Origin of the sequence: Mycobacterium sp. 1423905.2 (assembly GCF_001673155.1) — a bacterium.
Classification (GTDB): domain Bacteria; phylum Actinomycetota; class Actinomycetes; order Mycobacteriales; family Mycobacteriaceae; genus Mycobacterium.
Genome location: NZ_LZLE01000325.1, coordinates 1 through 20247 on the forward strand (window position 1 = coordinate 1; position 20247 = coordinate 20247).

The window sequence follows — 20247 nt, forward strand, 5'->3', positions numbered from 1 at the left end:
CTGCTACCTGTTCAGCGGACAACGTCGGTGACAGCGGTGGCGTGAAACCGGGGAACAACACGAACGCCGATACCCAGATGAGCGCCGCGACCGGCAACGTCCAGAACAGGATCCGCTCACCGTCGGTGCGGTTGCGCTCGACCACGGGCGCCTGGGTATCGGCGTTCGTGTTGTTCCCCGGTTTCACGCCACCGCTGTCACCGACGTTGTCCGCTGAACAGGTAGCAGCCTTCTATCGCGATCCGCATAACCTTTCGCGCATCCGATGCAGCATGATCCTGTTCAACTGGTTCGGGGTGTGCCTCATTCCGATTCTCATCCTGCTGGTCATGCAGATCCGCCGGATGGCTCATCGAACGCCCATCTTTTCTTATTGCATGCTCGGTTGCGTGGCCGGCGGTCCGACGCTGTTTCTCATCGCCAACGTCTGCTGGCTGCTGGCCGCCTTCCGTCCGGAACGCGACCCCGAACTGACGCAGTTGTACAACGATTTCGCGTGGGTCACATTCACCAGCCAAGTGCCATTCCTGATCGCCCAGAGCGTGATCCTGGCGCTGGCAATATATTTCGACGATCGATCCGAACCGGTGCTGAACCGGTGGGTGGCGCACTTCAACCTCGTGGTGGCAGCGGCCCTGGTACCGGCCGCGTTCGTCGGCCTGGCGTTGTCCGGGCCGCTGGCATGGAACGGCTTGTTGTCGTTCTGGCTCAAGAACATCGCCATCGGCGTATGGATCGTCGTCATGGGGGTTGTCTTAGGCAGGGCCCTGCACTCCGAACGCGGCCGACGCCCATGAGTTCAACGGTCGCGCACACCCAACCACCGTCCGGGGTCGCCGGGACCGCCGCAATCAAGCCCAAGCGCGAGCTGTGGCTGGCCTGGTGGACGCTGGTGGTGTTCTACAACTTGTTCGGTCTGGTGTTTTTTGTGCTCACTCGCTCGCAGCCGCCGCCGAGCCCTGCGTGGGACACCGCCAAAGTGGTGCAATGGTTCGCCGACAACCGATTCGGCATACAGGTCGGATTCGCCATCATGTTTGTCATCACCGGCATGACGACGATGAGCAATGCACTGATCGCCTACTCCATGCGGCGGATGTCGGTGAGCCCGGCGTTCGCATACTCGTATCTGATCCTGTATTCGCTGAGTGCCATTCCCGGCATGCTGCTGATGTGCGTCGCGCTCACCGTAGGAGCGATGAGACCCGACCGCGACCCCCGACTGATCAGCTGGATCTACGACTTCGCCTTTCTGTCGTTCGTGGGAACTATGGGTGTGTTTCTGATCGGCTCACTGGTATGGATGCTGGCCATCCTCATCGACAAGAATCGCGTCTTCCCCAAATGGTTCGGTTATCTCAACCTGTGTAACGGGCTCACCGAGATCGTGGTGTCACCGGCGTGGATATTCCGGCGCGGAGTGTTGGCCTGGAACGGCCAGATCGCGTGGTGGCTGGACATGGTCGTATTCGGCATCTACACAGGGGTTTTCATCTTCTTGCTTCGGCGACTGATTCAACGCGAGGACTTCGGTGATGGCGTGGTGCCCAGTGGCTCGACCACAGCGGGTGTAGTCCGGTGACCGAGCACACCGTCCCGCCGGCGCAGGTAGCGGCACGACCGGACAGACCCGACAGATTCGTGCCCGGACAACCGGACATGTGGGCGTTCGTCCTGTTCGAAACGCTGGTCTTCACCGGCTATTTCGGCTTCTACTTGTTCTACCGGACCCAGAGTCCCGAGCTCTTCTTGCGCTCGCAGGCGCAGCTGGACTTACGCATCGGGGTGTTCAACACCATTGTCTTGCTGCTGAGTTCGTGGGCGGTGGCACGATGTGTGCAGGCCGCGCGCGCCGGTGCCTACCGGCAGGCCCGCAGAGACGTCGCGTGTACTGGGTTGTGCGGTCTGATCTTTCTGGCTACCAAAATCTTCGAGTGGGTCAAGCAGATGCGCTCGGGAAACGGCTTGGCCAGCAACGACTTCTTCACTTATTACTACTTTCTGACCGGCATCCACTTCATCCATCTGCTCATCGGGTTTGTTGTGCTCGGCGTCGTGGTCTACCAACTCAAAGCGCCGGCGCCAAGGTCCGAGGGTTCTCAAGAGCTGGTCGAGACCTGTGCCACCTACTGGCACACCGTCGACTTCCTGTGGGTGCTCATCTTCGCATTGCTCTACGTGGTGAGGTGAACGGTGCACCTCAAGTTCGACCGCAGGCTCTTGGTCGTCTGGCTCATCCTCTGCGCGCTTACTGTGGGCTATCTATGGATCGACCACTCCGTTGGCGATGAAGCCGGCGCGCCGCGGTCTAGCGCCGTGGTCACTGCGGCCGTGATCGTGATCGCACTGATAAAGGTGCGCATCATCTTTCGCGAGTTCATGGAGGTGCGGCAGGCGCCCCCGCTGCTGTCGCGGCTCACCGATGCATGGGTACTGCTCATGGCCGCCGGGATGCTCGGCAGCTACTTCACCGGAATGGCGCTGGCTTAGCGCAGGCCTACGGCGCTTGCTGAGGTGTGAAGGTGATGTGCAGTTCGGTCAGACCGCGCAGGATGTACGTCGGCTCGTAGATGTAGCGGCGATCGTTCACCGGTCCGTGCTTGCCTTCGTTGATGGCGATATCGCCCATCCGGTCAAGAATGCGTTCCAGGGATACCCGGCCTTCCACCCGAGCCAGGGGACCTCCGGGACAGGAATGCACACCGCGGGCAAAAGCCATGTGCTCGCGCACGTTTGGTCGGTCGATGCGGAATTCGTGCGGGTCGTCGAAACGACGCGGATCGCGGTTGGCCGCACCGGGCAGCACCATCACCACCGTGCCGGCGGGAATGTCGACACCTCCCAAGGTGGCGGACTTGCGAGCCAACCGGGAGTCACTCTTGACGGGACTGTCCATCCGCAGTGATTCCTCGATGAAATTCGGGATCAGGCTGCGGTTGTCCCGCAGCAGCTGTTGCAGATCAGGCCGATCGCCGAGCACCCGCATGGCCGCGGTCAGCAGCTTGGCGGTGGTTTCCTGGCCGGCGGCGAACAAGAAGGTGGCCGACCGGACCACTTCGATGACCTCCGGGGTAGAGCCGTCCGGGTACTTGGCCGTCGCCAGCGACGTCAGCACGTCGTCACGCGGCCTGCTGCGCCGGTCCTCGATGTAAGAGCAGAACTTCTCGTCCAGCCACTCCAGCGGATTGACACCCACCGACTGATGATCCAGCGCTCCGACGCGGCCTGGCCGATCGGCACCCAGGACGACGCGGAAGTCATTGCGGTCGGCTTCCGGCACGCCGAGCAGGTCGGCAATTACCAGTGTGGCAAACGGTTTCGCGTACTCGCTGATGAATTCGCACTGGCCGTTGGCCAGGAACTCGTCGAGTTGGCGATCGGCGAGACGCCACATGAATTCTTCGTTCTGCCGAAGGCGACTGGGCGTCAGCAGCCGGCTCAGAATCGACCGGGCGCGACTGTGGTCCGGCGGGTCCATGGTCACCATGTGCTCGTACATCGGAAACTTCTCGCGATGCTGGTCGATCTGGGCGTTGATGTCGTCGCCATCGGGCTGAAACGGCAACGGCGGAAAGGGGCCACCCAACGCGACGCAATTGGAGAAGGACTCCGTGTCTTTGTAAACGGCGGTGGCTTCTTCGTAACCGGTAACCGCGATGACCCCGTAATGCGGCAGCCGCAGCACCGGGCTCTGACTGCGTAAGTAGTCGAAGTAGGGATGCGGATCCGGTACCAGGGACGGATCGGTGAAGAAGTCGATCGAATCGTAAGCGGTGGTCATGTGCGTACCTCCCGAAGCCAGACCTAACCCGTTGGAGTAGCGCTCGAATTCACGCGTTGCCGTTGAGAGTTGATGTCACCGGGCGATCCGAGTCCCTACTAAGCTGAGCACTTGCTTAGCATGGCGGTAATGTCAGGGTCAAGAAGGCGCTCAGGTCGGCGAGCCGGGCTACCACCCGGACCTGGATACCATCGGCATGAGGGCGTTGACGGTCGAAAGTACGGAGTTTGGGCATGACATCGGCGCGCAGGATCGGAACGCCGGACGCGAAGAACCGGGGTCTGCTGCTCGACGCGGCCGAACAGCTGATGCTCGATGAGGGCTATGCCGCGGTGACGTCCCGACGGCTCGCCAGCAAGGCCGGCCTCAAACCGCAACTGGTGCATTACTACTTCCGCACGATGGAAGAGCTCTTCCTCGCCGTCTTCCGGCGCCGCGCGGAGGAAGGTCTGCAGATGCAGGCACGGTTGTTGGAGTCGCCGCAGCCGCTGTGGGCGTTGTGGCGCTTCGGCACCGACCCCGGCTTCGTGCGGATCTCGATGGAGTTCATGGCGTTGGCGAATCACCGCAAAGAGATGCGCGCCGAAATCGCCTACTACGCCGAGCGATTCCGGGAGGAACAACGTCAGGTGGTGACCACCGCGCTGCGCCGCTACGACGTGGGCACCGTGGAGCTGCCGGCGGTGGTATGGACGTTGCTGATGAGCAGCGTGTCCCGGTTCCTGGTGCTCGAGCAGGCGCTCGGCGTCACCGGCGGGCACGCGGAAACCATTGAGTTGGTTGAGGATTACCTGCGCCGACTGGAGGGTGATCCCCCTCCGGTCGCGGACGCAGCGCCGGTTCACCAGGTTCGCAACGAGCAGAGCACCCCTTTGGCGCCGTCCTTGGACACCACCACCCGGCCGTCAACGGCCAAATCGCAGTGAAAATTCGGCGTCCCCGGTTCCCTGCCGCTCGTCACCGTCACCATCGCCCATTGATCGGGGTTCACTAGCGGTACCTGCTGCACCCACGGCTTACCCGGTGCGATATCGGTCTTGATGTTCGGAGTGAACGAATACGGGTTGTGGCTGTAGTCGGAGAAGACCGTGGGGTCCTGATCCTGGTAGTAGATGTCGGCGTAGGTCGCATTCTGCACCGACACGGTGTAAGTGACCTGATGGAAGTCCGGGTCGGCGTGTGCCCGCCCACCGTTCAGGACTAGCCCCGCGGCGACCAGCGATGTCGCTAGCGCGGCACCGAACATGCGCTGCACAGTCATCATGGCGCTCCTCCCGTTACCGGGCGCGGACTGGCAGTGCGGTTCATTACCCGCTCCGCGGCCTGCCAGTGGGCGTCGGCTACCCACAGCCGTGCAAAGGATGCTATCGCTTCCTCTGCGGAAACTCCGCTGATCACGCGTTTTATCTCGGTCGCCGGCCGGCGGGCCAGCGAGCGGGCAACCGATCGCCAGCCGTCACCGGGTGAGTCGAAGGCCGAGCGGGGCAGGACCAGGTCGACCAGTCCGATGCGATGGGCCTCCATGGCGTCGAGCGCGGTGCCGGTGCCGGACAACAGCAGCGCCCGGCCCCTGCCGACCAGCGCCGCGAGTCGTTCGGCGCCGCCCCACGCCGGCATGATCTCAAGCTGCACCTGGTTGAACGCGATCTTGACGTCGTCAGCGGCTATCCGAATGTCTGCCGCCACGGCGACCTCGGCGCCGCCGCCGAAGGCGTGCCCGTTGAGTGCGGCGATCACCGGAGCCGGGAAGTTCGCCAGCTGATCACAGATCGCGCGCATCCGTCGTGCCATCGCCGCGGCGTCTTCCTCGGTGCGCAGCGCGCTGAGCTCCTTGAGGTCACCGCCGGATACGAAGGCGCGATCGCCCGCGCCCCGGATCACCAGCGCGCGGGCACCCGCGGCGGCATCGAGCGCCTTCTCCAACTGGTCCATGGTCTGCAGCGCGATGGCGTTGCGCGCGTGGGGGCGGTCGATGGTGAGCACCGCGAGCCCGTCATCGAATTCCACGTCGACCATGTGAGTGTCAGTTCCTCGGAGGTCACCACGAGCTCGCCGATATTGGCATTCTCTTTCGCGGAGAATAGCATCATCGGTGCAGGTCTACCGGCGCGCCCCAGGACCGTGGAACGCGCTCAACCGGAATACAAGAGGTGGGCGAGTGCGGGAACGATTCGCGGGCGCTACCGCCGCGGCGCTTGCGGTGGTTCTCGCCGGGTGCGGCGGAGGGGCGCCGTCCCAAGCGCAGATCGCCAGTACGGCCTCGATCGCGGTGAATCAGGCCGAGTCCCGGACGGCACAGGTCAGCTGCTCGCAGCTGGAGTGGGTCCGAACAATTGACATCGGTACCAAGTTCTCCGGCGCCACCGTCGTCGTCGACCAGCATGCGGACTTGCCCACCACGCGGTCGGTGCGCATCCGCAACGTGGGCAGCTTCACCGGGATGTATTCGCAAGGCGGCGACAGCGTCGCCACCACCCACTTCAGCAACGACACGTACACGATCGCCGGTACCGCCAACGGTTCGAATTCGGAGAAACCGAACGAGCCGATGACCGCCACCTTCAAGATCACCGTCAGGTGCTAACGGCGCCTTGGGCGCAACCCCGCTGGGGGGCTGGTTGTTGCGGGCCATCGACTAAAGAGAATAGTATTCTCGCAAATTGCGAAGGAGGATTTCATGGGGCAGCTGTCGCACCGGGAGGACGTCCCGTTCCCGCTCTTTGACGCGGACAACCATCTCTACGAGCCGCCGGAAGCGCTCACCAAGTTCTTGCCCAAGGAGTACAAGGACTTCGTCCAGTACGTCCAGATCAACGGGCGCACCAAAATCGCGCTGCGCGGCGTGATCAGCAATTACATTCCCAACCCGACGTTCGAGGTCGTCGCCCGGCCGGGTGCCTGGGAGGAGTACTTCAAGTACGGCAACCCGGAAGGCAAGAGCAAGCGCGAGCTGTTCGGCGAGCCGATGCGCGCGATCCCGGCGTTCTTCGAGCCCGGCCCGCGCTTGGAGAAGATGGACGAACTGGGCCTGGACCGTACGCTCATGTTTCCCACGTTGGCCAGCCTGATCGAGGAGCGTCTGCGCGACGACCCGGTCGCCATCCACGTCCTGATCCATGCGCTGAACCAGTGGCTCGACGAAGTCTGGGGCTTCAACTACCAGAACCGCATCTTCACCACGCCCGTCATCACCCTGCCGATCGTCGAGAAGGCGATCGAGGAGCTGGAGTGGGTGGTCAAGCGCGGTGCCCGCGCCATCCTCATCCGCCCCGCTCCCGTCCCGGGCTTCCGCGGCCCCCGGTCGTTTGCGCTGCCGGAGTTCGACCCGTTCTGGGAGCGGGTCGTCGAGCACGACCTGCTGGTCGGCATGCACTCCAGCGACAGCGGCTACTCGCGGTACACCTCCGAGTGGGACGGCGCCGACCAGGAGATGCTGCCGTTCCAGACCAACGCGATGGGCATCCTCAACGAGTGGCGACCGATTCAGGACGCCGTGGGCTCGTGGGTGATCCACGGCGCGCTCTATCGCCACCCCAAGTTGAAGGTGGCGATCGTCGAGGCTGGATCCAAGTGGATGACCCCATTGCTGGACGGCCTGGCCGAGGTCTTCCGCAAGGCCCCGGAAGCTTTCCCCAGCGACCCCGTCGAGACGGTCAAGAATCGGATCTACGTCAGCCCCTTCTTCGAGGAGGGCATCGACGATCTGATCGGCCTGGTGGGTGTAGACCAGGTGCTGTACGGCTCGGACTGGCCGCACCCGGAGGGACTGGCGGAGCCGACCTACTACATCAACGCGCTGTCGCACCTTCCCATTGACGACCAAGCGAAGATCATGGGCGGCAACCTCGGTCGACTCGTCACGGTGTGACGGATCCGACGACCAAACTGTTATGGCAGACCATCCCCGAGATGGTCTTGAGCGCGGCGGATCGTTTCGGCGACGCTGAAGCGGTTGTCGACGGTCCGCTGCGCTTAACCTTTACCGAGTTGATCGGACGAATACGCTGCGCTGCAGGCGCGTTCGCCGAACTGGGGGTCGGCAAGGGCGATCGGGTCGCGGTCTGGGCTCCGAACTCGGCCGAGTGGATCATCGCGGCGTTCGGTCTGCTCACCGCCGGTGGTGTGCTGGTCCCGGTCAACACCCGATTCAAGGCCGAGGAAGCGGGCGACATCATCGCCCGCAGTAGAGTCAAGGCTGTCCTGACGCAGCAGGGGTTCCTGGGGCAGTATTACGCCGCGCCTGCCGGTGTGCCGGTCATCGACGTGAAGTCCGATTTCCTTTCCAGCGGCGCACCGTTCGAGCGCGCCGTGAGCGGCACCGATGTCTCAGACATCATTTTCACCTCCGGTACCACCGGCCGCCCCAAGGGGGCGATGCTGAATCACCAGCAAACCCTGCGGATGTACGAGGAGTGGGCGACTCTGGCCGATCTGCGCGAGGGCGATCGCTACCTGCAGATCAATCCGTACTTCCATACTTTCGGGTTGAAGGCCGGTCTCATCGCGTCCTTTTTGCGGGGGGCGACGATGTTGCCGGTCGCCGTCTTCGACCTTGACACGGTAGTGAACCTCATTGAACGCGAACGTATTTCGATGCTGCCCGGTCCTCCGACGCTTTACTATTCGCTGCTGACGGTTCCCGACAAGTCCAAACTCTCGACGTTGCGGGCGGGGGTTACCGGAGCGGCCGACATCCCCGTTGAATTGGTTCGCCGCATCCACGGCGAACTTCCGTTCCAGACCTTGATGACCGGGTACGGGCTGACCGAAGCCGGCAATGTGACGCTGTCGCGGCCCGGTGATTCCTTCGAGGACGTGGCCGCCACCGCCGGACTGCCCTGCGACGGAGTCGACGTGCGCATCGCCGACGACGGCGAGGTGCTTGTTCGCGGTTACGGCGTCATGCAGGGCTACCTGGACGACCCCGCGGCCACCGCGCAAGCCATCGACGACGACGGCTGGCTGCACACCGGGGACCTGGGAAATTTCACCGGCACCGGCCGCCTACGCATTGTCGGCCGGAAGAAGGACATGTTCGTCGTCGGCGGCTTCAACGCCTACCCGGCTGAGATCGAGGGGTTCTTGCTCAGTCACCCGGCGGTCGGGCAAGCGGCCGTGATCGGCGTGCCCGACGAGCGGTTGGGCCAAGTGGCGAAGGCATTCGTTGTCCGCAACGGCGCCGTCGAGGCGCCCGAGCTGATCGACTGGTGTCGAAATCGCATGGCGAACTTCAAGGTGCCGCGGTCGGTGCAGTTTCTCGACGCGCTACCGCTCAACGCCACCGGCAAGGTGGTCAAAGACCTGCTGCACTGAGTCGTGGCCACTATTCTCGTGGCGGGAGAATGGCGCTCTCACTGCTCGTGCCGATTTTGCCGGGTCACCGGACAGATGCCGCGGCCAGCTCACAGCATCAAGTGATAACGTGGTTCTCCGCGGCTGGCGATTTGGGGGAGTCGGATGTCGCGTGCCGGTCGGTACTTGGCGGCCTGGTCGAGTGATCGCCGTCGAGAACAAATGAATCTCGGGTGTATTCGGTCGCCTCATCGCACGTGCCGGGTAGGGTGGCGCAACGGCGACCGCCGTGGCAGCCACGGACCGCGACTGAATCGGCAGATGAGCAAGAGGACGGGCAAGGGGCAGAGGAGTTTCACATTGAGTCACGAGCAGCCGCATTCCTGGGCCGCCGAGTTGTGAGTCCCGATGTCCGCCAGAACACTGCTGAAACGAAATCGGTTCCGGTGAGCCGGGACGAAGACCCCAGCACTGCAGCAGAAATCCGGGCCTTGGCCGAACAGGCCGAGGCAGAGGCTGCGGAAGCCGAAGCTCTGGCCGCGGCCGCGCGCGCCCGGGCGCGCGCCCTTGCCTTGCGCCGCCAAGCCGACCGAGCCGCCGCCGCGGAGAAAGACGTTGCGGCGGAAAAGGTGGGACCGACCGAGGATCTGGACGCGACCCAACAGGCCGCCACGCCGGTAGCCGCGGCCGAGTCAGGTCTCGAGGCCGATGCGACCGAAACCGAGCAGGGAGAGACCGTAGCCGACGAGGCCGCCGACGCCGACGCGCGCGACGCCGATGACGCCGCCGAGGTGACGCCGGAACCGAGTTCGCAGGCGCGCAGGCTGACCCGGCTGCGTCGACGTCCGAACTGGTCCACCGTATTCACCAGCCTCGCCATCCTGGTCGTCGCCGCCGCCGTAGCGGGCAGCGTCTACATGATCAAGCACCACGAAGACGCCGTTCGGCGCCGCCATCTCGTCGCCGAATTCGCGGCCGCGGCTCGACAAGGTGTCATCACGCTGACGTCGCTGAATTTCCAGAACGCCAAGAACGATATTCAGCGCATCGTGGACAACTCCACCGGCTCCTTCCGGGACGATCTGGTGAAGACGGCCGACGACTTCGGCAAAGTGGTGCAGGAGTCAAAAGTGGTCGAGCAAGGCACCGTACAGCTCGCCGCGGTGGACCTGGACTCGCTGACCAATGATTCGGCGGTGGTGTACGTCGCGTCGACCTCGGAAGTCACCAACTCCGCTGGCGCCAAACAGGATCCGCGCAACTATCGGCTGATCGTGACCATGACCCGAGATGGCGGTCAACTCAAGATGTCGAAGGTCGAGTTCGTACCGTGAGCGCAGAGGAAGCCTCGATCGTCGACGAGACCGAAAAAGTCGATCAGGCCGCACCAGCCGAGGACGTCGCGGCCGCCGACGAAACGTCGGAGAGCGAGTCCGCCGATCGGGTCGAGGAGGACGACCCGCGCCCCAGCCGGCGCAAGCGCTTTGCGGCGCGGGCAAAAGCGCTGTCGTCCGGGCGTTTACCCGTCATTCTCGTGGCGTTGTCGCTCGTTGGTTCGCTTGCCCTGCTCGGCTCACTGCTGTACTTCACCTACCTCCCGGACCGCAGAGTCAACGACGCCGCCGCCAAGGTTGCGATCGCGGCTGCCAGTGAGGGAACCGTCGCCGTGCTGTCGTATGCCCCGGAAACCCTCGACCAAGACTTCGCGACGGCGAGATCGCATCTCACCGGCGACTTCTTGTCCTACTATGACCAGTTCACGCAACAGATCGTTGCGCCAGCGGCGAAGATGAAGTCGGTCAAGACAACCGCGGTGGTGCTCCGCGCGGCACTCTCCGAATTCCACCCTGACTCGGCGGTCGTGCTGTTGTTCGTCAACCAGACGACCCAGAGCAAGGATCGGCCTGAGCCGACGTTGGCGTCCAGCAGCGTCGAGGTCAAGCTGACCAAAGCCGATAAGAAATGGTTGATTTCGTCGTTCAATCCGATCTAGCCGGGTGTAGGGGGCTGCGCAGATGAGCAACGACATGCACTCGATGGTGATCGCCTCGGATTACCGTGTCGCCGATCCGACTCGAGTGTGGCCCCTGCTCGAGCGCAATAAGGCGGCATTGGCCGATATCGGCGCCCACCATGTTCTGGTCTACGGGTCGACACACGACTATGGCCGGGTCCTGGTGATGATCGGTGTGCACAGTCGGGAGCCGATCGTCGAACTGCTGCGCTCGCGGGTCTTCTTCGACTGGTTCGACGCGGTCGGCGTGGACGACATTCCTGCCGTCTTCGCCGGAGAAATCGTCGAAAGGTTCATCGCGGCACCCACCGGGGCTTCCCGCGCGCCCGGGGTCGTGGTGGCGGCGTTTGCCTCGGTGGACAACATCTCCACGCTGACCGCAGAAGTTCGATATGCGATGGATAGGTTCACCGCCGCGGGTATTCGGAAGACATGGATATTCCAGGCTTTCGACAACGCCGACGAGGTGCTGATCCTGCAGGAGTTCCCAGACGAGGACGGTGCGCGGCAATGGATCGACCATCCCGACGCCGCGGCGCCGTGGCTGACCGGTGCCGGTGTGGGCGCCTACCCGCCGGTGTTCGTCGGCCGATTCCTGGAGATGATGCGGATCGAGGCGGCGGCGGAGTAAGCGATCGTCTGATGTTCGTGTGCCTGTGTAACGGAATCACCAGCCAGACGGTGGCCGACGTCATCGCGGCCGGGGCGACGACGACCAACGAGGTCGCGGCCGCTTGTGGTGCCGGAGCCGACTGCGGACGTTGCCGGCGCACCATCCGCTCCATCATGTCCACAACGAACGCGGACCACACGGCGCCGTGAGCTCAAGGGACGCCGAACGAAGTGCGGCGGATGCGGTGGACCCCAACGAGGTCAGCACTGCCGACGAGATGCGCAAGTTGGCGCAACGAGCGCAGGCGGAGTCCGCCAAAGCCGAAGCGCTCGCCAAGGCCGCCGCAGGAGCGCGCGCCAGGGCAAGTCGGCTCCGGCGCCAGGCCGACAACGCTCCCGCAAGCGACCCTGGTGGACAAGCCGAACGACGGCCTTCGCCGCGCCGTCGGAAAGTGTCGATCATGGCCGCAGCGGTCTGCGCCGGCCTGGTGCTTGCCTTTGTAGGTGCCAGCGTGCAGATGATGCGCATCCACCAGGGTGCGAGCCATCAGCGTCAACTGGCGGACGAGTTCGCTGCGGCGGCCAGACGGAGTGTCGTGACGTTGACGTCTTTGGACGCCACCAACCCCGAGCGCAGTGTGCAACGCATCCTCGACGACTCCACCGGTACATTCCGAGACGAGATGACCAGAAACGCAGGAGATTTCACGAAGACAGTGGCGGAATCTCAGCTAGTCGAGCGGGGCACGGTGCAGGCCGCCGTGGTGGATCTGAACACGATGACAAGCGATTCCGCGGTGGTGCTGGTGGCCTCGACGTCGGAGGTCGTCAACGCGGACGGCGCCAAACAGGGGCCGCGCAAGTTCCGCCTCGTGGTCACCATGACGCGCGACGGAGAGCGACTGAAGATGGCAAAAGTCGATCCGGTGCTCTGAGCGTCAGCGGGAGTCGCCTGCCGGAGGCGACAAGGATCCGACGAGTTGACCGAGCAGCGGAGGCACCTCGAGACGAGGCAGCACCACCTCGACCAACACCATACGGTCCTGCCGTTGCGCCGCGGCGGTCAGCGCGTCGTCGAGTTCACCATAGGTGCGCGCCCGGTATGCATCGTGTTCGGTGACTCCCAGCGCAGCGGGCACCTCGGTCCACTTCCAGCGCACAATGTCGTTGTAGGGCGCGGCTTCTCCGTGAATCGCTCGTTCCACGGTGTAACCGTCGTTGTTGACCACCACGATGACCGGCGACAGCCCTTCGCGGGGGAAGACGCCGAGTTCCTGCACGGTCAGTTGGGCAGCTCCGTCACCGATCAGCAACACCGCCCGGCGATCCGGGTGGGCCACCGCCGCACCGACCGCGGCGGGCAGGGTGTAACCGATTGAGCCCCAGAGCGGTTGGCCGATGAAGGTGACGCCCTGAGGCAGCCGGTGATCGGCCATGCCATAGAACGATGTGCCCTGATCGGCGAGCACGATATTGCCGGGCGTCAACGCCGCGCAGAGTCGATCCCACAGCATCTCCTGTGTCAGTGGATCGTCTCGCGCGGGGGTTGGCGGGGCGGGCTCGGCGGGTGGCGTCGCGACCGGTGGCGAACTGACCTGGCGCCGGGTCAGGATCTCGGCCAGCGCTGCCAACGCGGCACCCATCTCCAGCGGGGCGTACACCTGGTCGCCCACGCTGCTCTGATATTGGCCGATGTCGATGGTGCGGGCGGTGTCGATGTGCTGGCTGAAGAAGCCGCTGACCATGTCGGTGAAGACCACCCCGGCCATCACCAACACGGCGGCCTGCTCGATCGCCGTGCGCACGTGTTCGGCGCTCGCCGCCCCGGCATAAATGCCCAGGAAGTTCGGTGAGCTTTCATCGAGCAAGCTCTTGCCCCACATGAGGGTGGCGTGCGGCACCACGTCCGCGGTCAACAATGCCTCCAACTCCTTGACGGCGTGCAGGCGATGCACCAGCAAGTCGGCCAGCACCGTCACCCGATGATCGCCGATGAGCTCGTTCGCCGCCTGTGTGAACAGTGCCAGCGCCCGCGGGCTGGTGCCGCCGGTGTAGCGGGGAAGCGGGGCCTCCGGCGGTTCGGTGGGGAAGCGCGCGACGTCACTGGACAGCAGGATGTAACCGGGCCGCTTCTGCTCGCGCACCTCCGACAACACTCGGTCGATCTCCCGGCACGCCGTGGCGGGCATGAGATTGGTTTGCGCGCAGGTGATTTCCCGGCTAATGCGAAAGAAGTGTTCGAAGTCTCCGTCGCCGAGCGAATGATGTAGTGCCCGCCGGGTGCCCTGCGCGTCTTTGGACGGCCCGCCCACGATGTGCACCACCGGCACATGTTCGGCGTAGCTTCCGGCGATGGCGTTCGCCGCCGACAGCTCCCCGACGCCGAAAGTGGTTACCACAGCGGACATTCCGCGCAGGCGCCCGTAGCCGTCGGCGGCATAGCCGGCGTTGAGTTCGTTGGCGCTGCCTACCCAGCGCAGCCGCGGATGGGCGACGATGTGGTCGAGGAAAGCCAGGTTGTAGTCACCGGGAACCCCGAAGATCTCCGAGACGCCGAGTTCGACGAGGCGGTCGAGCAGGTAGTCGCCGACGGTATAAAGGGGTTCGGGCAGCGCAGCGGCAGCATCGGTCACGATGATGACGGTACGCCTCAAACCTATTCCGGCCGCGACGCTGTTTCGCTATGGTGCGGGCCATGGCAATCAAAGAGTCCCGTGACATCGTCATCGAAGCCAGTCCTGAGGAGATCCTCGATGTCATCGCCGATTTCGAAGCGATGCCGGAGTGGTCGGAGCCACACCAGAGCGCCGAAATCCTCGACACCGGAGACGACGGGCGACCCCGCCAAGTCAAGATGAAGGTCAAGACCGCCGGCATCACCGACGAGCAAGTGGTGGCCTACACCTGGCGCGACAACGAGGTGACCTGGACACTGGTCCGTTCGAGCCAGCAGAAGTCCCAAGACGGCAAGTACACGCTGGTCCCCCAAGGTGACAACACATTGGTGAAGATGGAGATCAGCATCGACCCCAACGTGCCGCTGCCCGGCTTCGTGCTCAAGCGGGCGGTGAAGGGGACCATCGACTCGGCGACCAAGGCGTTGCGCGAGCGGGTGCTGAAGGTGAAGACGGGCGAGTAGCCGCGTGACGAGCGGGGGTCCACTAGCCGGGGTGAAGGTCATCGAACTCGGCGGCATCGGACCGGGCCCGCATGCCGGGATGATGCTGGCCGACCTCGGTGCCGATGTGGTGCGGGTGCGGCGGTTGGGTGGGTTCGTGGTGCCTGCCGAAGACCGTGACCTGCTGCACCGGGGTAAGCGGATCGTGGAGCTGGACATCAAGACGCAGCCACAGGCATTGCTGGAGCTGGCCGCCAAGGCCGATGTGCTGCTGGACTGCTTCCGGCCGGGCACCTGCGAACGCCTCGGCGTCGGGCCCCAGGACTGCGCGGCGGTCAACCCGCGCCTGATCTTTGCCCGCATCACCGGTTGGGGCCAGGATGGACCGTTGGCCTCGACGGCAGGCCATGACATTAACTACCTGTCCCGTACCGGTCTGCTGTCGTCGCTCGGTTACGCCGACCGTCCGCCGTTGCCGCCGCTGAACCTGGTCGCCGATTTCGGTGGCGGTTCGATGCTGGTGCTGCTGGGGATCGCAGTAGCCCTCTACGAGAGGGAACGCTCCGGGCTGGGTCAAGTGGTGGACGCGGCGATGGTCGACGGAGTCAGTGTGTTGGCACAGATGATGTGGACGATGAAGTCCACTGGCGCGCTGCGCGACCGGCGCGAGTCCTTCTTGCTCGACGGCGGCGCTCCGTTCTACCGCTGCTATGAGACTTCGGACGGGAAGTACCTGGCCGTCGGCGCCATCGAGCCGCAATTTTTCGCCGCATTGCTCGACGGTCTCGGCCTGGACGCCGCCGAAGTGCCCAATCAGCTTGACGTCGCGTCGTATTCGCGCATGCGAGACATCTTCGCCGAGCGGTTCGCCAGCCAGACCCGAGACGAGTGGACCGAGATCTTCGCCGGCACCGACGCCTGTGTGACGCCGGTACTGACGTGGGCCGAGGCCGCCACGGACGAGCATCTGACCGCCCGTTCGACGGTGATCATCGCGCACGGTGTCGAGCAGGCCGCACCGGCGCCGAGGTTCTCCCGCACCCCGACAACACCGGTGGGACGCCCGCCTGCGGACACCACACCGCTCGCCGAAGTTGGCTGGTGACAATGTATTTGCCCCAAGCCTGCACAGCTGGGGGCCGGCATTGCTAGCTTGACTGGGATGGCAGTCCAGGCATCGCGGGAAATTGTGATCAATGCGCCGCCGGAGAAGATCATGCAGGCGCTGCAAGACGTCGACGCCTTGCCCCAGTTGTCCCCCGTGCACAAGCGGGTGGAAGTCCTCGATTGCTATCCCGACGGTCGGCCGCATCACGTGAAGGCGACCGTCAAGATTCTCGGCATCGTCGACAACGAGATATTGGAATACCACTGGGGTCCGGATTGGGTGTGCTGGGACGCCGAAAAGACCTTTCAGCAACACGGACAGCACATCGAATACACCGTCAGACCCGAGGGTCTGGACAAATCGCGGGTGCGGTTCGACATCACCGTCGAACCCTCCGGGCCCATTCCCGGCTTCATCGTCAAGCGCGCCAGCAGAGCCGTCCTCGACGCGGCCACCGAAGGATTGCGGCAATGGGTCGAAAAGGACACCGGTCCAGCGGTATCTGATTAGCCGCTCCGGTGGCCGGGTAGCCGACATTTCAAGCGGCTAATGGGAGGGCGGACCGGTGAGCGGGCATGTCGAGGTGGACCCGGCGTTGTGGGAGGAATTCCACCGCGTGGTGAACATGTCGTCGCGTGAGCTCTCCGAGTGGCTGCGCACCCGATCTGCCGACGAGGACGCCGAAGAACTACCCGATCGGGCCGGGACGAAGACTGGGCGAGGCGTGTTGAAGGTCCTGCAGAAGCGGCGCGTCGACCTCGACGAGGAAGACGAGCGGATCATGCGCAAGGTCGTCGACCGTGTTCACGCCGAACGCAGCGACGAAATGGAAGCGACCGCCGGATCCGAGGACTGGCGGCACCGGTTGATGACCCTGGGTCACGACCCGCTGAAGGGGACCCGCTGAGGAACCCGCATCCGAGAAAGGGAACGTGATGGAACGCGGAAACTCGAAGTTGAATCCCCGTGTGGACGATGAACTCAAGCACGAACTGGAAGGCACCCTGCGGGGAAACCGGTCCAGCCGCGCCGAGGAGTGGCGCGACCCGGAGCCGCCGGCCGACGACGATCCCGACGTTCCGACCGCCGGCCCGACGCTGCGGTGATCGTTGAGGGCAGCTTTCGCGGCGTTGATTCGACACCGCTATAGGTTTTAGGCGCGGCCCCGCCCGGGGTTAACTTGGTAGTAATGGCCGTCCAAGCGTCCCGCGAGATCGTCATTGAAGCGCCTCCTGAGGTCATAGTGGAGGCGCTGGCCGACATGGACGCGGTGCCGTCGTGGTCGTCGGTGCACAAGAAATGCCAGGTTATCGACACCCATCCCGATGGACGTCCGTTCCACGTCAAAGTCACCATCAAAGTCACCGGCATCGTGGACACGGAATTGGTCGAATACCACTGGGGACCGGACTGGGTGGTCTGGGATGCGCGCAAAACCGCCCAGCAACGCGGCCAGCACGGCGAATACAACTTGATCCGAGAAGGTGACGACAAGACCCGGGTGCGATTCACCCTGACCGTCGAGCCGAATGCCCCGCTGCCCGAATTCTGGGTCAACCGGGCCCGCAAAAAGATCCTCGACGCGGCCACCGAAGGATTACGCCGGCGCGTGCTGGGACCGGCTAGTTAGCGCCTGGCAGCAGACTCAATCGCCGGATCGCCTCGTCGAGGGTGCCTTCGCGCTTACAGAAAGTGAAGCGCACCAAGTGATTCAGTGAGGATGACTGCTGGGCCGAGGCAGCGCAGAACGCCGACATCGGGATGGCGGCCACGCCCACCTGCTCGGGCAGCATTGCGCAGAACGCGGTCCCGTCGTCATAACCCAGCGGACGCGGATCGGCGCACAGGAAATAAGTGCCGTGGCTGTCGTGAACCGCGAAGCCGATGTCGGTTAATCCCGCCGCCAGTCGGTCGCGTCGCCGCTCAAACGTGTTGCGCAGTTCGGCCACCCAGGCGTCCTGCGTCTCCAGGGCAAGCGCCACTGCCGGCTGAAACGGTGCACCGCCCACGTAGCTGAGGTATTGCTTGGCGGCACGCAGGCCGGTGATGAGATGCGCCGGCCCGCAAGCCCATCCGATCTTCCAGCCGGTGCAGTTGAACATCTTGGCCGCACTGGAGATGGTCACCGTGCGCTCAGCCATGCCCGGGAAGCCGGCCAGCGGCTGGTGACGGTAGCCGTCGTAGACCAAGTGTTCGTAGACCTCGTCGGTGATTACCAGCAGGTCTGTGGCCACCGCGATCTCGGCGATGGCCGCCAACTCGGTGGCGCTCAACACCGCGCCCGTCGGGTTGTGTGGTGTGTTGACGATCAGCATGTGGGTCTGCGGTGTCACCGCGCGGCGCAGGGCATCGGCGTCCAGAGCGAAGCCACGCCCGTGCGGAACCAGCGGTACGGTCACCCGCTTTGCGCCGGCCATGGCGACCACCGGTGAGTAGGAGTCGTAGAACGGCTCGATCAGCACCACCTCAGAGCCCGGTTCCACCAAGCCGATCACCGCCGCGGCGATCGCCTCGGTGGCGCCGACGGTCACCAGCACTTCGGTCTCGGGGTCGTACTCGATGCCGAATTTGCGTCGGCGTTGGGCGGCGATGGCATGGCGCAGCGGCGCGATGCCCAGACCCGGCGGGTATTGGTTGACGCCGTCGGCGATGGCTTCCTGGGCCGCCGCGAGCATCGCCGGAGGTCCGTCCTCGTCGGGAAAGCCCTGTCCCAGGTTGACCGCGCCGATGCGGGCGGCCAACGCCGACATCTCGGCGAAGATCGTGGTCGCGTAGGGCTGCAGGCGCGACACCGTCATGTCGGTCGAGCTTACGACGTGGTCACGTTGGTCACAGCTGCCTCTCCGGGTGACGGCGCCCTTTTGCGCACCTCACAGCGACAATTTCGGCAGTCGACTGCCGAACTGAGGATTGTCGCGCTGAGGCGCGCACACCGGGTGCCCATCCGATTGGAGGCTGGTGTGGCTGATGAGGCAGATGCGGCTTGCGGGAGAGCTGCCGCCCACGGCCCAACCAACAGGTTGGCCGGGGATCCTGTTAGGGTGCGGGTACCGGACCTACCCTTGAATACGGATCCGAACCCCACATTTGTGAACAGGAAATAGACATGTCCGAAGAAGCCTTTGTCTACGAGGCCATCCGTACCCCCCGTGGCAAGCAACGCAACGGTTCGCTGAACGAGGTCAAGCCCTTGAGCCTGGTCGTCGGCCTGATCGAGGAATTGCGCAAGCGTTTTCCCGACCTGGACGAGAACCTGATCAGCGACGTCATCCTGGGTGTCGTGTCGCCGGTCGGTGACCAGGGCGGCGACATTGCCCGTGCCGCGGTGCTGGCAGCCGGTATGCCTGACACCGTCGGCGGTGTTCAACTCAACCGCTTCTGCGCCTCCGGGCTCGAGGCTGTCAACACCGCCGCGCAGAAGGTGCGCTCGGGCTGGGACGACCTGGTGCTCGCGGGCGGCGTGGAGTCGATGAGCCGGGTGCCGATGGGCTCCGACGGTGGCGCGATGGCGCTGGACCCGGCCACCAACTACGACGTCGGCTTCGTGCCTCAGGGCATCGGCGCTGACCTGATCGCCACCATCGAGGGCTTCTCCCGTGAGGACGTCGACGCCTACGCGCTGCGCAGTCAGCAGAAGGCGGCCGAGGCATGGTCGGGTGGCTACTTCGCCAAGTCCGTCGTGCCGGTCCGCGACCAGAACGGTCTGCTGATCCTCGACCACGACGAGCACATGCGCCCCGACACCACCATGGAGGGTCTGGCCAAGCTGAAGCCGGCCTTCGAGGGCCTGGCCGCACTGGGCGGCTTCGACGACGTGGCGCTGCAGAAGTACCACTGGGTCGAGAAGGTCAACCACGTGCACACCGGCGGCAACAGCTCCGGCATCGTCGACGGTGCTGCGCTGGTGCTGATTGGCACCGAAGCGGCCGGCAAGTCGCAGGGTCTGACCCCGCGGGCGCGCATCGTGGCCACCGCCACCACCGGCGCCGAGCCCACGATCATGCTGACCGGCCCGACCCCGGCCACGCAGAAGGTGCTTGACCGCGCGGGTCTGACCGTCGACGACATCGACCTGTTCGAGCTCAACGAGGCCTTCGCTTCGGTGGTGCTGAAGTTCCAGAAGGACCTGAACATCCCCGACGAGAAGCTCAACGTCAACGGCGGCGCCATCGCGATGGGCCACCCGCTGGGCGCCACCGGCGCGATGATCCTGGGCACCATGGTCGACGAGCTGGAGCGCCGCAACGCCCGACGCGCGGTGGTCACGCTGTGCATCGGCGGCGGCATGGGCGTCGCCACGATCATCGAGAGGGTTTAAGCGC

The 20247-nt window shown here is 64.5% G+C and carries 25 protein-coding genes; 20 read left to right on the forward strand and 5 right to left on the reverse strand.

Annotated elements, in window-relative coordinates; all coding sequences use genetic code 11:
* Positions 1-131: 131 nt before the first annotated feature.
* The 4 genes from A9W95_RS21825 (at position 132) to A9W95_RS21840 (ending at position 2490) form a co-directional block, all read left to right on the forward strand.
* The gene (locus tag A9W95_RS21825) at positions 132-797 is read left to right on the forward strand and encodes a hypothetical protein (protein WP_371328104.1); all 666 of its coding nucleotides are present in this window, start codon (positions 132-134) and stop codon (positions 795-797) included.
* Complete coding sequence (locus A9W95_RS21830; RefSeq protein ID WP_067417664.1) at positions 794-1582, forward strand: hypothetical protein; 789 nt, start codon at positions 794-796, stop codon at positions 1580-1582. The genes A9W95_RS21825 and A9W95_RS21830 overlap by 4 nt, the downstream gene beginning before the upstream one ends.
* A 77-nt stretch (positions 1583-1659) precedes the next feature.
* Complete coding sequence (locus tag A9W95_RS21835; protein ID WP_082983264.1) at positions 1660-2190, forward strand: cytochrome c oxidase subunit 3 family protein; 531 nt, start codon at positions 1660-1662, stop codon at positions 2188-2190.
* 3 nt (positions 2191-2193) lie between these two features.
* Positions 2194-2490 carry a cytochrome C oxidase subunit IV family protein gene (locus tag A9W95_RS21840; protein WP_067417670.1) on the forward strand — a complete coding sequence of 99 codons (297 nt, stop codon included), beginning with the start codon at positions 2194-2196 and terminating at the stop codon, positions 2488-2490.
* A gap of 7 nt (positions 2491-2497) precedes the next feature.
* Here the strand turns inward: A9W95_RS21840 and A9W95_RS21845 are convergent, their stop codons facing one another.
* Positions 2498-3781 carry a cytochrome P450 gene (locus A9W95_RS21845; RefSeq protein WP_067417673.1) on the reverse strand — a complete coding sequence of 428 codons (1284 nt, stop codon included), beginning with the start codon at positions 3779-3781 and terminating at the stop codon, positions 2498-2500.
* Positions 3782-4014: 233 nt separating this feature from the next.
* Here A9W95_RS21845 and A9W95_RS21850 point away from each other — a divergent pair, with 233 nt between their 5' ends.
* Positions 4015-4707 (forward strand): TetR/AcrR family transcriptional regulator, encoded by a 693-nt coding sequence (locus A9W95_RS21850; RefSeq protein WP_067417676.1) that lies wholly within the window; start codon positions 4015-4017, stop codon positions 4705-4707.
* On the opposite strand, the gene A9W95_RS26550 is transcribed toward A9W95_RS21850, so the two are convergent.
* Both A9W95_RS26550 and A9W95_RS21855 read right to left on the reverse strand, forming a co-directional pair.
* Complete coding sequence (locus A9W95_RS26550; protein WP_156746343.1) at positions 4623-5042, reverse strand: hypothetical protein; 420 nt, start codon at positions 5040-5042, stop codon at positions 4623-4625. The genes A9W95_RS21850 and A9W95_RS26550 overlap by 85 nt on opposite strands.
* Positions 5042-5797 carry an enoyl-CoA hydratase/isomerase family protein gene (locus A9W95_RS21855; RefSeq protein ID WP_067417678.1) on the reverse strand — a complete coding sequence of 252 codons (756 nt, stop codon included), beginning with the start codon at positions 5795-5797 and terminating at the stop codon, positions 5042-5044. Before A9W95_RS21855 ends, A9W95_RS26550 begins: the two co-directional genes overlap by 1 nt.
* Positions 5798-5939: 142 nt before the next feature.
* Here A9W95_RS21855 and A9W95_RS21860 point away from each other — a divergent pair, with 142 nt between their 5' ends.
* The 8 genes from A9W95_RS21860 to A9W95_RS21895 all read left to right on the forward strand — a co-directional run bounded on the left by A9W95_RS21860 (position 5940) and on the right by A9W95_RS21895 (position 12634).
* Positions 5940-6365, forward strand: a complete 426-nt coding sequence (locus A9W95_RS21860) for a lipoprotein LpqH (protein ID WP_067417681.1) — start codon at positions 5940-5942, stop codon at positions 6363-6365.
* A 93-nt stretch (positions 6366-6458) separates the two neighbouring features.
* Positions 6459-7649 carry an amidohydrolase family protein gene (locus A9W95_RS21865; RefSeq protein WP_067417683.1) on the forward strand — a complete coding sequence of 397 codons (1191 nt, stop codon included), beginning with the start codon at positions 6459-6461 and terminating at the stop codon, positions 7647-7649.
* Positions 7646-9094, forward strand: a complete 1449-nt coding sequence (locus A9W95_RS21870; RefSeq protein WP_256388925.1) for a FadD3 family acyl-CoA ligase — start codon at positions 7646-7648, stop codon at positions 9092-9094. The genes A9W95_RS21865 and A9W95_RS21870 overlap by 4 nt, the downstream gene beginning before the upstream one ends.
* Positions 9095-9519: 425 nt before the next feature.
* Positions 9520-10407, forward strand: a complete 888-nt coding sequence (locus A9W95_RS21875; protein WP_067417686.1) for a hypothetical protein — start codon at positions 9520-9522, stop codon at positions 10405-10407.
* Positions 10404-11066 carry a twin-arginine translocation pathway signal gene (locus A9W95_RS21880; protein WP_253851732.1) on the forward strand — a complete coding sequence of 221 codons (663 nt, stop codon included), beginning with the start codon at positions 10404-10406 and terminating at the stop codon, positions 11064-11066. Before A9W95_RS21875 ends, A9W95_RS21880 begins: the two co-directional genes overlap by 4 nt.
* Positions 11067-11088: 22 nt before the next feature.
* The gene (locus A9W95_RS21885; RefSeq protein WP_067417689.1) at positions 11089-11718 is read left to right on the forward strand and encodes a fatty-acid--CoA ligase; all 630 of its coding nucleotides are present in this window, start codon (positions 11089-11091) and stop codon (positions 11716-11718) included.
* An 11-nt stretch (positions 11719-11729) separates the two neighbouring features.
* Positions 11730-11909 carry a bacterioferritin-associated ferredoxin gene (locus tag A9W95_RS21890; protein WP_067417692.1) on the forward strand — a complete coding sequence of 60 codons (180 nt, stop codon included), beginning with the start codon at positions 11730-11732 and terminating at the stop codon, positions 11907-11909.
* 251 nt (positions 11910-12160) lie between these two features.
* Positions 12161-12634 carry a hypothetical protein gene (locus A9W95_RS21895; RefSeq protein ID WP_253851733.1) on the forward strand — a complete coding sequence of 158 codons (474 nt, stop codon included), beginning with the start codon at positions 12161-12163 and terminating at the stop codon, positions 12632-12634.
* 3 nt (positions 12635-12637) lie between these two features.
* Here the strand turns inward: A9W95_RS21895 and A9W95_RS21900 are convergent, their stop codons facing one another.
* Positions 12638-14332, reverse strand: a complete 1695-nt coding sequence (locus tag A9W95_RS21900; RefSeq protein WP_067417696.1) for an alpha-keto acid decarboxylase family protein — start codon at positions 14330-14332, stop codon at positions 12638-12640.
* 62 nt (positions 14333-14394) lie between these two features.
* Here A9W95_RS21900 and A9W95_RS21905 point away from each other — a divergent pair, with 62 nt between their 5' ends.
* From A9W95_RS21905 to A9W95_RS21925, 6 genes are all read left to right on the forward strand, one after another.
* Positions 14395-14838 (forward strand): SRPBCC family protein, encoded by a 444-nt coding sequence (locus tag A9W95_RS21905; RefSeq protein WP_067417892.1) that lies wholly within the window; start codon positions 14395-14397, stop codon positions 14836-14838.
* A 4-nt stretch (positions 14839-14842) separates the two neighbouring features.
* Complete coding sequence (locus A9W95_RS21910; protein ID WP_067417699.1) at positions 14843-15922, forward strand: CaiB/BaiF CoA-transferase family protein; 1080 nt, start codon at positions 14843-14845, stop codon at positions 15920-15922.
* Between the two features lie 57 nt (positions 15923-15979).
* Positions 15980-16435, forward strand: a complete 456-nt coding sequence (locus A9W95_RS21915; protein WP_082983258.1) for an SRPBCC family protein — start codon at positions 15980-15982, stop codon at positions 16433-16435.
* Between the two features lie 55 nt (positions 16436-16490).
* A complete protein-coding gene (locus A9W95_RS21920; protein ID WP_082983259.1) occupies positions 16491-16832 on the forward strand; it encodes a DUF3140 domain-containing protein in 342 nt (113 codons plus the stop codon).
* A gap of 61 nt (positions 16833-16893) precedes the next feature.
* Positions 16894-17031: a hypothetical protein gene (locus tag A9W95_RS27355; protein ID WP_172826681.1), complete on the forward strand. Its 138-nt coding sequence runs from the start codon at positions 16894-16896 to the stop codon at positions 17029-17031.
* Between the two features lie 83 nt (positions 17032-17114).
* Positions 17115-17555, forward strand: coding sequence for an SRPBCC family protein (locus tag A9W95_RS21925; RefSeq protein WP_067417702.1), 441 nt, complete (start codon positions 17115-17117; stop codon positions 17553-17555).
* Here the strand turns inward: A9W95_RS21925 and A9W95_RS21930 are convergent.
* Positions 17548-18723: a pyridoxal phosphate-dependent aminotransferase gene (locus tag A9W95_RS21930; protein WP_067417705.1), complete on the reverse strand. Its 1176-nt coding sequence runs from the start codon at positions 18721-18723 to the stop codon at positions 17548-17550. The two genes, A9W95_RS21925 and A9W95_RS21930, sit on opposite strands and share 8 nt — an antisense overlap.
* Positions 18724-19031: 308 nt before the next feature.
* Between A9W95_RS21930 and A9W95_RS21935 the strand changes: the two genes are divergently transcribed.
* Positions 19032-20243: an acetyl-CoA C-acetyltransferase gene (locus A9W95_RS21935; protein WP_067417708.1), complete on the forward strand. Its 1212-nt coding sequence runs from the start codon at positions 19032-19034 to the stop codon at positions 20241-20243.
* The last annotated feature ends 4 nt before the right edge of the window (positions 20244-20247 follow it).